Here is a 13,643-nt window from a genome sequence, read left to right as displayed (position 1 = left end):
TCTCTACGCGCGACGAAATTGGCAAACTGCTCAACCTGACTAATCAAGCGATCACTAAGTTAAACCCGACTCAACCATCACAAGACATCGATAAGCAAGACTTTCGATTCATTCGCTTGCCACTGTTTTTATTGGTGTTCTCAGAAGCATCTTCACTCGCCTTCTTCCCTAGGTTTGTCTCTTCACTGGAAAACACAACCGGTTGGATCCCTGAAAACCTAGTCACGAGCTTACCCATTTCTCTGTTCATGTTGTGCTGGGCTATCTCACTGCCATTTGCAGGTTACTGGTCAGATAAAGTAGGCAGAAGACATTCATTAATGACAGGTGGACTCATCACTTGTATTGGCTTGGTTGCTACTGCGTTCATTCAATCTCTCGAACTCTTGTTGGTAGCTCGGGCTTTTACCGCTGTAGGCTACGGTATCGTATTTATTTCAGCGCAAGGTTATGTGTCAGATACCACAAACGACACTAACCGCACCAAAGGAATGGCGACTTTCTTGTCAGCCTTCTTCTCTGGTTCGTTATGTGGTGCTGCGATCGGTGGAATTCTTGCAGAGAAGCTGGGCTATTCAGAAACGTTTATGCTTGCGGGATTATTGGCAACGCTCAGTGTGTTACTCGTGTATGTGTTTTTCGAAAGATCTAACACCAGTAATTCAAGCAAGCCCGTTCAGCTGAAAGACTTTAAGCTGCTATTAAGTAATAAGTATTTTGCATTAATTACGATATTCAGTGCGATACCAGCGAAGATCGTACTGACAGGCTTCCTCTACTACATCTGCCCTGTCTATCTGCAATTCCTTGGCGAAAGCAGCTCTGTTTCTGGGCGGGTGATAATGGCGTATGGCCTCGCAATCATATTAATTTCACCATTAAGCGCGATCTTAGTTGATAAGCTTAAAAACAAAATGGCCTTCATTTTTATTGGTGGTTTGCTTTCATCCCTTGCCTTGCTCAATTTCTACTTCTTCCAAGGCACATTAGGGCTGCTACTTATCGTGATCATTATTGGTATTGCACACGGCATCTGTGTTTCTCCACAAATACCTTTGGTCATCGACCTCCTGTCTGGTCAGGGCATCGAGAAGGGAAAAATCATCGGTATATTCAGACTTACAGAGCGTATCGGTAATATCGCGGGGCCAATGCTGGCTGGGGTTTGTTTGAGTATCTTCGGTTACGACCAAACTATTCTTATATTTGGCGCGTCGCTTCTCGCGAGCTCCTTTAGTTTAATTGTGTTTTTCTCAATATTCCTGAAGTCTGATAAACAGAAGCTAGGGGTTCAATCATGAGATTTATAGTGTTCGTTCTCAGCTTTATTTTGATGTCCCCATCTTCATTTGCTAAGAGTGATGAAAAACACGTCATTCTTTTATTATGGCGGGGAGTAACGGATGCTGAACAAGGCTTCATGGATTATTTATCCCAACATATTGATGTGAGATTTACCGTTCTTGATGCAAACCGAGATAAAGCTCAGCTCAAACAACATATTCGAGATCTAGAATATAAAGAAGCCGACCTCATTTATTCATTTGGTACCACTATAACATTGAATTTATTAGGAACTTATACAGAACCTAGCGAGTTTAGAATAAACAACACGACGCCGGTTGTATTCAGTATCGTGACCGACCCTGTGGGTTCTAAGTTAATCACTGATCTATCTTCAACAGACAGAAATTTCACTGGTGTATCGCACATCGTACCCCATGAAATACAGTTTAAAGCGATAGAGAAGCTCAATAACATTTCAAGCCTTGGGGTTATATATAACGCTGACGAAAATAATTCGATTATCACCGCAAATAAAATGATGGAGTTGTCGGAAATTTATAACAAGCGTGTTATGTTGTATCCATTAAACATTGATAAAACCAAGTCAAACAGCGACTTAATTAACATCACGATAAACAATATGAAACGTGATGGTATCGATATGGCTTATTTACCCCCGGATTCATACATTATCACCCAAGGTGGGGAAGTCGTATCGGGGCTACATTCCGCAGGTATACCTACTTTTTCGGCGACCGAGAGTCCGATAAGAAAACATAAGGCCCTGTTTGGCATTGTCAGCCGTTACTACAATGTTGGTCAATTCGCTGGATACAAAGCGAAGAACATATTGAAAGGAACTCAAAAAGCTTCAGACATCCCAATAGAATCACTAAGCCAATATTCCTATATTGTTAATATCGAGGCTGCACACAAGCTCGACTATTATCCGCCAGTGTCTATTTTGAAGATTTCTGAAGTGATAGGACACTCTAATGACGTTAACTAGAGCCTCTACCATCAGACTATCGTTAGTCACCCTACTCATCTCGACGTTTTGGTCGATGAGTGTCTTTGCTCAAGTAAAAATTGGGCCATCTCGCCTAATGCTGACCACACAAGATTGGCCGCCTTACCAAAGCTACGAAAACGCGACAATGCAAGGAATTGCTTTGGACAAGGTTAAATGTGCCTTAGGTATGATGGGACAGCCTTACCAACTCACAATGACAACTTGGTCGGACGCACAACTGCGCGTGCATAGCGGTAGCCAACACGGCTTTTTCGTCGCCACTAAAACTTCTGAGCGTGATGAATACGCTACGCTCTCAGCACCTATCGCAAAACAGACGTTGAATTGGTATTTTGGCCCAGGAGTGGAGCCGAAGGTTGATGAATTGTCAAAGTTAAACCTTAACTTTTCTGCCAAATTTGGCTCAAACAAATGGTTTTGGCTAAAACGTAATGGATTTAACGTCGTTAAGCAGCCACGAGATGCTAAAGTATTACTAAGACTTTTAAAACAAAGGGAAATTGATGTTGTTTTAGAAGATGAGTTGGTCTTTAAAAGAGAGTTGAATAAAGCCTCTTTACCACTCGATTACTTCAATTCGACGAATTTAGATACCAAGGATATGGGGGTCTATTTTTCGAATCGATTCCTTAAAACCTATTCGGGTTTCTTAGACAGTTTTAATTCAGCCATATCCAAGTGCAAGGAGTAGCCATTGTCCATCAGTGTCCACATGATTTCTGTACCTGCTGAAGAGGTTGTTTCCTCTAGAGTGACGTATCTGCCCGAAAGTGGCGGAAGCTTAGGTCGTTCTCCGTCATGTGATATTGCGCTGCCCGATCAAACGAAATGGATCTCGAGAACTCACTGTCAACTCTACCCGACAGATCGTGGTTACGTGATTAAAGACATCAGTAACAACGGCGTATCACTAAACGACAAGTCTCTGGCAAAAGAGAAAGAGTACGTCATTACCGACGGCGACATCATCAAACTTGGTGGCTATACACTGCTGGTTAGCCTACTGAGTGATCCAAAAGTCAACGCGGCCAATAACACCACACAGGATGACACTTTTATTGAACCTTTTAACTTAAAGCTTGATGACAGCGATACTGACTTTTTAGATGACTCACCAGAAGTTGCAATCGTTCAAAAGACCTCGAATTTCTCTTCAAAAAATGTTCTGAGTGACGACCCCTTCTCATCTGATCCGTTTGAAGATTTGGACGATGACAAAGTCATACCGAACATTGAAGTAGATGAAATCTCTCACGCCGATAACAGCACTCTCTCTTCTGCAGAGTTAGAGTATCTACCAGTCAATGTTGATAACAATACGCGTATTGAAGAGTCAATCGACAAGCTCATCACGTTGACCGAAAAGAACCAACAATACTTACAGAATCCTCAGCTTCAACAAAAAGCGCTATTCGACGCCCTAGAACAAACCGTTGATCAGTTCTTAAATGAGTTCGCACCAAAGCAGCTTGAGAGCCAATTTAGTGAGTATGTCAGTAGCGGCATTTTTACCAACAAAGATAAAAAGTATTGGAAGATTTACCGAAAGCATTTTCAACACCGTCAAGACAACGGAGATTTCAGACGCCAATTCAAAGCGTTGTTTATGGAGAACATGCAGAAGCAAAGTGAGGAAAGAGAATGAAACGTCTCATACTCTTATCGCTTTGTTTACTTATCACAGCATGTTCTTCATCGGACCCAGCTCCTGTTGTCACTCAATATTCGTTGACCGTTAAAGCTGATGCGACCGTCAACCAATACAATGATGATCAAGCGAACCCAGTTGTGGTTCGGCTTTACCAACTCACGGATCAACAACTGTTCAAACAGCTGCCGTTTATTGACTTGTACAACAATGACTTGCAGCTATTGGCGGCAAACTTAGTTTCAAAACAGGTATTACCGATTGTACTGCCTAACTCAGAGCAAAAGCTGACGTTAGACATCAACAAGAACACGCAATACATTGCAACTCTGGTCGAATTCGCGGATTACCAAAATGGCACAACCAAGACCGTTTTGATTATGCCTTCCGATCCAGAGCAAACCTTAGAGTTAACGATTACAGGGAAGAAAGCAGAGTTAGCCGTGATACAGCCTGACTCGAGCTGGTGGCAAATCTTTTAATAAAAAAGCCAATATATAAAAATAATAGAAAAGGATTTTACGTGGACGCTTTCAAAAAAGTAGTGTGGCAAGAAGGGATGTTTATTGCCCCTCAGCACTTTCAGCAGCAAGATCGCTATGTGCAAAACTACATTCGTCAAAACATTGAAACACTGGCTGGTTTTGCCTCTTTCTTTGGCATTACCGAGCTAGTGCTTAACCACGACCTCTTGAAGATCGGTAAGCTATCTATACCGAGCTGTTCAGGTGTGTTCCCCGATGGAACCCAATTCAACCTCAAACAAGAGATTGTTGTCGATATTCCGCAAGGCACTATTGAAACCATCGTCTATCTTGCTCTGCCAATCTCTTTGCAAGGCAATAATGACTACAGCGAAGATGGACAAGAGCAGAGTCGTTACATCACACGTTCAATCAATGTATTCGATACTTCTACCTCCGAAAATGCCAGCGTCGAAGTCGACGTAGCTCAGCTGAATATCGGGCTCAAATTCGCGGGAGAAGACACCTCCGGCTTTACCCTAATTCCAGTGGCTAAGATTTTAGAAATCAGCGACTCAGACGAAGTCATGCTTGATAGAGCCTTCATCCCTGCTTGCTTGCATTACGGCGCTTCTACCCTACTCAGCGAGCGAGTCAAAGAGATCCACGCGCTGGTAAGCAACCGAGCTCAAAACCTTTTAAAACGCATTGAAGCTGGCCAAGGTCAAAAAAGCCCTCAGTCTATGATGCAAGATTTTCTATGGCTGCAAACTCTCAACACCTGGCTACCGTGGTTTGAGTTGACCATCAGCAACACCAAGTACCCTACCCATGAACTGTATTCAAAACTTAAACAATTTGAAGCTCAAGTCATGGCGTTAACACCAGCAATTCCAGGTGAGTGTCAGCCTCTAAAATATGACAAGCTCTATGACAACTTTAACCCGCTGTTTTCGAGTCTACGAAACCTACTCACACTGGTTCAGCAAGATTCAGTCATCGAGTTCAAGTGGGATATTTCTCTGTTTGAGAAACGCCGTCTACTTCGCACGTTAATCAAAGACCCAAGCAGCGTTTATAACCGTCGCTTCGTCTTAAGTGTTAAATCCGACATCAGCAGTACAGAGCTTAATGAGCTGTTCCCTATTTCGGCTAAGTTAAGCAGTAACAATAAGATCGTAGAGCTAGTAAGAAGCTCGCTTTCTGGTATCTCATTAACACCGCTTCCGATTGCACCAAGCGAGCTTAAGCCGATGCAAGGCGTCGCTTATTTCGAAGTGGATACCAAAGATCGAAATTGGTTAGACATGCTAGACACACGTGACGCGATTGCCCTCCACGTTGATGCGCGCATTCCTGCTCTCGAAGTCATTCTATACGCGTTGAGATAATGGCTATGGATTATTTAGACGAAGAAACACTGGTCATCGATAAAGCATCAAAAGGCTCTGCTAACACAGAGTCTGATCAGGCATTCTCTAAATTGGTTGCTGTACACTCCACCAGCACTCAAGAAGAGTTTCTGCGTCATTTTGATAAGGCAGAGAATCAACTGATCAACATCAGCAGTGATTTACTGACTAAAACACTCAAGATATCCACACTGTCTGAACCCGAAGATCTCACGGTCTTTCGTGAACAATTTATTCAAGGCATCAACGACATAAAAGCTCAAGCAACCGAGCTCATTTACCCTATCGCGGTGATCGATAAGCTGTGCTTTTTATACGCTGTAGTCATTGATGAATTCATCATCTACACCGAATGGGGAGAAAAACGCGGTTGGGAAAACAAGACCCTGCTTAGTGAATTGTTTGGCATGCGTAACGGTGGCGAACTGTTCTTCTCTGTTGCAGAAAAAGCCGCAAGACAGCCCCACAAGCTAATAGACCTTTTAGAGATCATCTACTTATTTATCAATATTGGATTCAAAGGCCAATATCGTGAAGGCGGCGCTGAACAGTTAAAAGCGTTTGTTCATCAGTTAGAGCAAACCATCAGCCAATATCGCTCGGCTAGCGGTGTGCATTGTCGTACTAAAGTAAAACTCCCAGAAGTAAGGAAACCGACTAGGCGTAAACGTTACTTCATCACTAGCCTGTTTTTCTTCTGTTTAATCGCCACCAGCATTGGCTTAACTGAATTTTGGTACACCAAGACCCACGAGCAAAGAGCGCGTGATTTCACATTCTTGCCAAGCTTTAGCGAACGTTACGTCTTATCAGGCGAAATTAAAGACATCGTATTCATCAGCGATGATAAAGACTTGGTAAATCCACCTCGTCACGCCAGCAAAGCGGACGCAATAGAAGCATCACAAACCAACGACTTTACGCCAAGTACAGCAAATTGGTTGGTTCAACTCGCCACCTTCTCAAGTAAGAAAAACGCCGAAGCTTTCATCAAGAACCTATCACCTTCAGCTTATGAGCCGATTATCTCTCCTTACAAGAAGTACTACCGAGTGATACTAAGAACAAACACCTCAGAAGAAGCGAGAAGCACCAAGGCGTGGTATGTCGAAAACGACCAAATAAACGCCATTATCGTTCGCACTTCTGCACACGAGTTAAACAAGGAAGAGTCTAACTGATTATGCCGGATGCCAAATCAAACAAGTCAGGCAATGTAAAAAAAACAGTAGGCATTTCTGCCCTAGCCTCTGTCGCCTTTTTTACCGTCGCTTCTAGCGTCATTCTGCTAACACCTCTCAACGCTTATTTGGTGTGGGCGCTGGCCACTATCGCCATTATATCCACGCTTATCGGCTTCATTTGTTACTGGGTGCTGATCAAACGCAGCGCAAAATCACAAGAAGAGTCATTAGATAAAGAATTGATTCAAAAGCGACAAAAGCAACTAGCCAGTCATTTCAAGCGAATGATCAGTGGGCAGAAACGTAAAACTCGCTTAACCAGCCGTTACGACCAACCAATCTATCTACTGCTAAGTCAGAACCCGAATAAGGACAAAAGCATCATCACTCAAATGGGTTATGAAGCGTATAAGCTCGATGACTTCGGCAATGACATTGAATTCCCAATCCTGTTTTGGGTCAGTGAGCACTCGATTTTGGTTTCTATCAGTATGGGAGAAGACCAACACCCTGAGTACCTGAAAACACTGTGTCAGTCGTTAACTGCGTGGCGACCAAGACAAGCCGCCAATGGCTTATTGCTTACCACCGATGTTTCCTCGTTATTAGAAAACAATGAGCAAATTACACAGCAAGCTGATGAGCTTAAATCGACTATTAAGACTTTTAATCAAGCATTTGGTGTCAGCTTACCGATTTATAATGTTGTCTCGAATATGGGTAGCATCAGCGACTTTTGTCAGTTCTTCTCAGCGTTTGATGAATCCAAAAGAGACGAAGTGTTTGGTGCCACCGCGCCTTACTCTAAACACGGTGGGATCGATGCAGACTGGTTTAACGATGAGTATGATCACTTAATCAGCGAACTGATTGCTAATATGAGCAATGCGCTTGCCGGGCAACTCAATCAAGATTATCGCAACTCCATAGCCAGTGCCCCTTTCCAGTTTGGCTTATTGAAGCAGAATCTTTGGTTGTTCCTCAATCGGTTATATCGAGGAGAACAGCTTAGTGATGCTCTGCAATTTCGCGGTTTTTACTTCACGCATGATGGACAAAGTTCAGCGCAGTCAGATTTATTGGCGAGTGCCGTCTCTTATTCGGTAGGTCACGAGCATTATCAACAAAACGAGCAAATCCCGGTGAACCAAACCTTATTTGCTCAATACCTAATGACTCACGTGATCCTATCGGAACATGAGCTGGTCGGCGTCAACAAACGCAAAGAGAACACTCTGCTCGTTAACCAAGTCGTTTTCACCCTATCTTGGATTGCCTTGCTCGCCGCCGTGTTGCTGGTGATTAAGTTTGATTTTGATTTCCAGAATCAACGTGAAACCAGAGCGGACATCATGCTTGAGCGCTATAAAGAGGCGATATCGGCATCGCCTTATGACATCGAGAACATGGCTGACAATATCCCCAACCTATTCTCACTGCAGCGTATCTATAACCTCTACAAGCAGCCAGAGCCTTGGTACAGCCTGCCGTTTATGCCAAATCCGAGCATCAAGGAAGAAGTCGAAGAGGCCTATTTCACCGAGCTACAACAAGTCCTGATTCCTTCAATGGAGAATACGCTAGAGAAAGACCTGTTTGTGTATGTAAACCTTGAGGATCAATCTCAGACGCTATCTCTGTTAAACAACTATCGTCTGTTGTTTAGCAAAGACAGAACCAACGTCCAAGAACTCAAGAACTACTACATTCGTACGCTCCAAGATCAAGGCGAAGCCGATAGCGTCAACATTGCTCAGCTTGATGTGCTACTCAGTGACATCTTTGCTCGTAACCTGACACCAGTAAAATCGAATCATGATTTAGAAAGCCTCGCGAAGAAAGTCATCACGCAAACGGGCATTGAAACCCTGCTGTACGAACACATTCAGAGTTCTACGGCCTATGCTAAGCGCGTCGATATTCGCGGTGAGCTAGGTGACAATTTCGGCTCGGTGCTTCAGTTTTCACCGAGTTACGCTGGCTACTTGGTTCCGTATATCTTTACCCCGACGGGGTTTAACCAACTCGATTTATCGGTGAATTCCCCGACTCTGAAATCCGCTTTACAGTCTTATGAAGGCGTCGCTGGAGCTTACCCTAGCGCACTGGAATTGCATCGAATCAGTCGCGAGCTAAAGCAAACTTACCAGAATGATTACATCAACTATTGGCGTGATTTAGTTCATAATGTCGAAGTCAAAGAAGTGGCTAATCCTACACAACTGAAAAGTGCATTAACGAGCCTGTCGGAAGCAAGCAATAACCCATTAGTCAGCTTGTACTCGACGATTGCTAAATATACCTATGTTGAGCTTGAGATCCCTGTAAAGGATGACAAGCAACAAGATCCTGCGAGTATGCCGATTCAAGACCCTGATAAAAAAGAATCCGCTCGTCAGATATCACTCAGTTTCCAAGCCTACAAAAAGCAAGTTACAGCTAACGACCAAGGTAAGAAGCCAATCGACAACCTGCTTACTGCGTTTATCAACGCTAAAAAGTGGGGAGACAAGTTTTACGAAACCAAAGAGCCGCAAAAGGTTGCCTTTGATACGCTGTCTGTCACTCTGCAAGCCGGTAACCCTATAGCGTCACTATCGAGCCTATCCAACAGTCATTTAGCGGTCGCTGAAGAGCTGGTTAACAAGGTGGTACACCAAAGTAATGAAACGGTGATGTCACTGGCTCACGACTACTTAAACACGGCGTGGTCGAACGAAATTTATCAACCTTATCAACAGCGCTTGGCCGCTTTTTATCCGTTCAATCGAAAGTCTAAAACGGACGTCAGTGTGGCGGATGTCAAAGCCTTCTTCGTTACGAATGGCATAGTCGACAAGTTCTCTCAAAATCGCCTAAATGGATTCGTTAAAGATAGTGACGAAGCGCCTTATTTACCGGGACTATTGCCGGGTACAGGTTTATCGATTACGCCAGAGGTTTGGACAATGATGGACAAAGCCGGCGATATAAAGAGTGCCCTATTCTTAGCTGACCCATCGAACATCCTGATCAATTTCCAATTGAAAGCGGTCGATATGACGCCAAACATCACGGAGTTTTCGATCATTTCGGATAAGCCAATCTTTACCTATCGTCATGGGCCGACGTTATGGAGCCAGCAATCATGGCAAGGTGACGCGAAGTTTATCGAAAAACTAGGTATTCAGCTTAATGCGCAGGACTCTACAATTGGCCAGAACACAGTAAAAGGCACATGGAGTTGGTTCCGCTTATTCGAACCAAACGTGAACTTTACGTCTGCACAAGACACTCAGGTGGAGTTTGTTTACGGCGACAGCAAGGTGAAGTTAACAATCAAGACTCAGGGTCAATCGAACCCGTTTGTTCCTGGCTTCTTCTCTGGATTCTCTCTGCCAAGTGGTATCTGATAACGCATTTTCAAACAGCTCGTCTTGTCCATCAAGGCGAGCTCAACCTTTTGAGGATAATGTATCTTCAAACAGAGAAGACGTGAAAGGACATGTGAAAGATGAAAAGCTTCGACAAGCGTTTAAAGCTCATGGCTACACTAATCTCACTCGCTTAAGTCCACGAGTTTTCAGAGCCCAACACCCTAGTTGGGGACTGGTGACCATCAAATATGCTAAAGAGCTCAAGCACCGCCACTTTTTAAAACAAGAGGCGGAGTTTCTTCATTCCGATACAAGCTCCTTTACAAGTTCCGGCACAAACGATATTTGGCCTACATATTGTGATTACTTTTCGATTCATCAGACTGACTGCCTCGTTCTTTCTCACTTGAGTGGTAACACACTGCTGGAAATTCAAAACAGATCAAATATCAATGCCGATATGCCCTCTCAATGGATTAGCACTTTAGAATCAGCCATCAACCGAATCCATACTCTTGGTTTTGTTCATGGAGATATTAAGCCATCCAATATCGTGCTCAGCCCACAAGGACAAGCCCAACTCATTGATTTTGGCTCCGTCACTAAAATACGGACTGAACGTACTGCGCTTCGCTTTGAAAGCTACACACCTCGATATTCAAGGCATCAATCAGTCACAAACAAGCTGGATGATTGGTTCGCACTTGCCGTCATATTAGAAGAACTATTAGATGCTGCGGCACTGCCAAGTCGATATCAGGTTCTACTGAAACAGCATAGATAAGCCCGATATTCGGCATCGCGTGTTTTCCCCTGTAGCAAGTTCACGATAGATTTAAAAAGCTAATTGAACGACTGAGTAACTCTGAATGATTCAGTGTTAGCAAACGAGAACCTGAACTATTCAACCTTGATCGCACTACGACACAATCCATTTGGTTATTCTTTGTCAAATAACGATTAATATATAAAATATCTATTAATAAAAAGGCGTACCATTATTTTGTTAGATTCCAGAATCAACAATTAACCCTCCTAAAATCATGCGTTTCCGCCAAATTCCACTACGCTTTATTAATATAAAACATAGCAATCTGATTAAATTTTTTAGGGACGAAAAATGAATCAAATTACGACAGATAAACCGATCATTCTGGTTGTTGATGACATTCCGGACAACATACATACCCTCTCAGGGATCCTGAACGACGACTTTAAAATTAAGGCTGCGACATCCGGAGAAAAAGCGCTAAAAATTGCTTCTACTCACCCAAAGCCTCATCTCATTCTTCTCGATATCATGATGCCTGTGATGGACGGTTATGAAGTATGCCGCCGACTTAAAAGTAACCCTGTCACTTCTGACATCCCCGTTATCTTTGTGACAGCTAAGACGGATGTAGTAGACGAACAGAAAGGCTTTGAACTCGGTGCTGTTGATTACATAACTAAACCAGTCAGCCCTCCTATTGTGAAAGCTCGCGTTGTCACACATATCTCTCTGTATGACCAAAACTTGGCACTGTCTCGTAAGGTAAGACAGAGAACGGAAGCTCTCGCCATGAGTCGATTGGAGATAATCCGCAAACTAGGCCGCGCCGCTGAATACAAGGATAATGAAACCGGAATGCACGTTGTAAGAATGAGTTACTACTCAAAGATTCTGGCTCAGCAGTTAGACGTCAGTGAAGAGTGGGTGGAGTTGTTATTCCAAGCAGCTCCGATGCACGATATTGGCAAAATCGGTATTCCTGACTGCATATTAGGTAAACCTGGCAAGCTTGATGCGGATGAATGGGCAATCATGCAAACACACGTAACGATTGGTGGGGATATTATCGGAGACAACGATTCTAAACTGCTAAAACTCGCCCAAGAGATCGCTCTTTATCACCATGAAAAATGGGATGGCAGCGGCTACCCTCATAAGCTATCAGGCGAAGACATCCCTCTAAGTGCACGTATTGTTGCAATAGCAGATGTATTCGATGCCCTCACCAGCGAACGCCCATACAAGAAAGCTTGGCCGATTGAAAAAGCGATTGAGTTAATACAAGAGCAAGCTGGCCATCACTTTGATCCTAACTTGGTTCCTATTTTCATTAGTAAGCTCGATGAAATGCTCACTATCAAAGACTCTTTTACTGATGAACAAGAACACTAAGTTCGCTGGTACTTTATCAATACAGGCACTTTATGAATACTGTTTCAAGATTTGCTACTGATTCGAAATTAATCTTAACCTCCTTTCTGGTCGCAGCCATCGTGGTGTTTTCTGTCGCGGTAGGCGCTTGGATCAATCTCAACGATCGCTTCATCGGCGTTGAACAATACGCTTCCAGTACTCGCTTATTGACCTCACTCGATAAGCTCCGCGTTTATGAGTTGTCTTTTAGTAACGACTACAGCGAACAAGTCATCTCTAGCTTTGATCAAGAAGCAGAACAAACCGTGGGTCTAGCCAATGATTACGCCGACCAGTATGCAACGTCCCTTCCTATCAATTTACTCACGGAATATTTGGTTCAATTCAAGCAATATGTCGACATTGTTGAGTTGAACCAATCAACTCGAACGCTTATGGACGAGCGCTCCAATGCCGCAACAGACTTATTGCGAGAGATGAGGGATCTACATAATCAAGCGATCAATCAAAACAATCAGAAAATTCGCGGTCTACGACTAAACAGCGAAGAACTGACCAACGTTGCACTAGAAACCAGTCAACTTGCCACTCTTGCCGTTAACATACAAAATCTTGAAAAAGAGTATTTACTCGACGGCAACCTAAAGACTCGCTCGTTAGTCAAACTTGAGATGCAAAAGGCTTCACGGCTCATCTCAGAGTTGCAAGAGCAGATTTTGGATGACAAAGGACAACAACTTTTAGAGGTTGTAGATAAGGCAAAAAATCGCTATTACACCAACTTAGTTCAGCTACAAGGCATACCAGCGTCTTCGAAAAAGTTAAGAGCATCCCTTATCAATCAAGTCACCCTAAGTGGCTCTGAATTCTCACGCTCAGTTAGCTTGCTCTATCAAACCAAACAGAGCCAAGTCGCGGATCTGAGTCATCTCGTTTCTCAATCTCAAGCAGAACTCTCTTCCCAATTGCTCATAGGGCAAGACCTATTGGCGATTCGCACGCTACTAAGTCGTTCAAATCGATTCAACCGAGATTTTCTACTCGCAAATTCAAAGGAACAGAAGCTAATCGCCGACAAAGTGTCGCATGTGATTAATGAGATGCAATCCAAAT

Annotated in this window: 10 protein-coding genes and 1 pseudogene; all 11 read left to right on the top strand. The window is 43.4% G+C overall.

What is annotated here, in order from left to right; translation table 11 throughout:
* Positions 1–1,301 (top strand): MFS transporter (locus tag IQQ51_RS26735; protein ID WP_228012706.1); only part of this gene is annotated, 1,301 nt, incomplete at its 5' end.
* Positions 1,298–2,296, top strand: a complete 999-nt coding sequence (locus IQQ51_RS06340) for an ABC transporter substrate-binding protein (protein ID WP_059020386.1) — start codon at positions 1,298–1,300, stop codon at positions 2,294–2,296. The genes IQQ51_RS26735 and IQQ51_RS06340, both read left to right, overlap by 4 nt.
* A complete protein-coding gene (locus IQQ51_RS06335) occupies positions 2,283–3,011 on the top strand; it encodes a transporter substrate-binding domain-containing protein (protein ID WP_050621121.1) in 729 nt (242 codons plus the stop codon). Before IQQ51_RS06340 ends, IQQ51_RS06335 begins: the two co-directional genes overlap by 14 nt.
* Before the next feature lie 3 nt (positions 3,012–3,014).
* Positions 3,015–3,965: an FHA domain-containing protein gene (locus tag IQQ51_RS06330; protein WP_193840617.1), complete on the top strand. Its 951-nt coding sequence runs from the start codon at positions 3,015–3,017 to the stop codon at positions 3,963–3,965.
* Positions 3,962–4,450: a type VI secretion system lipoprotein TssJ gene (gene tssJ, locus IQQ51_RS06325; protein WP_193840616.1), complete on the top strand. Its 489-nt coding sequence runs from the start codon at positions 3,962–3,964 to the stop codon at positions 4,448–4,450. The genes IQQ51_RS06330 and tssJ overlap by 4 nt, the downstream gene beginning before the upstream one ends.
* Positions 4,451–4,491: 41 nt before the next feature.
* Positions 4,492–5,823, top strand: a complete 1,332-nt coding sequence (gene tssK, locus IQQ51_RS06320) for a type VI secretion system baseplate subunit TssK (protein WP_193840615.1) — start codon at positions 4,492–4,494, stop codon at positions 5,821–5,823.
* A gap of 5 nt (positions 5,824–5,828) precedes the next feature.
* Entirely contained in the window at positions 5,829–7,025 is a 1,197-nt protein-coding gene (gene icmH, locus IQQ51_RS06315) for a type IVB secretion system protein IcmH/DotU (protein ID WP_193840614.1), read from the top strand.
* 2 nt (positions 7,026–7,027) lie between these two features.
* The gene (tssM, locus tag IQQ51_RS06310; RefSeq protein ID WP_193840613.1) at positions 7,028–10,420 is read left to right on the top strand and encodes a type VI secretion system membrane subunit TssM; all 3,393 of its coding nucleotides are present in this window, start codon (positions 7,028–7,030) and stop codon (positions 10,418–10,420) included.
* Between the two features lie 82 nt (positions 10,421–10,502).
* Positions 10,503–11,168, top strand: a complete 666-nt coding sequence (locus IQQ51_RS06305) for a protein kinase domain-containing protein (RefSeq protein ID WP_048606923.1) — start codon at positions 10,503–10,505, stop codon at positions 11,166–11,168.
* A gap of 336 nt (positions 11,169–11,504) precedes the next feature.
* Positions 11,505–12,548 (top strand): response regulator, encoded by a 1,044-nt coding sequence (locus IQQ51_RS06300; protein WP_050654068.1) that lies wholly within the window; start codon positions 11,505–11,507, stop codon positions 12,546–12,548.
* 32 nt (positions 12,549–12,580) lie between these two features.
* Positions 12,581–13,643 (top strand): annotated as a pseudogene (locus IQQ51_RS26730) (hybrid sensor histidine kinase/response regulator); the annotation flags it as partial.

The organism is Vibrio sp. OPT18 (genome assembly GCF_015163615.1).
GTDB classification, from domain to species: domain Bacteria; phylum Pseudomonadota; class Gammaproteobacteria; order Enterobacterales; family Vibrionaceae; genus Vibrio; species Vibrio coralliirubri.
The sequence above is the reverse complement of the archived record's forward strand: the minus strand, read 5'-3'. Positions and strand labels throughout refer to the sequence as shown.

Bases quoted from the DNA above. Each gene is read 5' to 3' on its own strand.
- IQQ51_RS06340 (WP_059020386.1), top strand. From the start codon at position 1,298: ATGAGATTTATAGTGTTCGTTCTCAGCTTTATTTTGATGTCCCCATCT.
- tssJ (WP_193840616.1), top strand. From the start codon at position 3,962: ATGAAACGTCTCATACTCTTATCGCTTTGTTTACTTATCACAGCATGT.
- tssM (WP_193840613.1), top strand. From the start codon at position 7,028: ATGCCGGATGCCAAATCAAACAAGTCAGGCAATGTAAAAAAAACAGTA.
- IQQ51_RS06300 (WP_050654068.1), top strand. From the start codon at position 11,505: ATGAATCAAATTACGACAGATAAACCGATCATTCTGGTTGTTGATGAC.
- icmH (WP_193840614.1), top strand. From the start codon at position 5,829: ATGGATTATTTAGACGAAGAAACACTGGTCATCGATAAAGCATCAAAA.
- IQQ51_RS06335 (WP_050621121.1), top strand. From the start codon at position 2,283: ATGACGTTAACTAGAGCCTCTACCATCAGACTATCGTTAGTCACCCTA.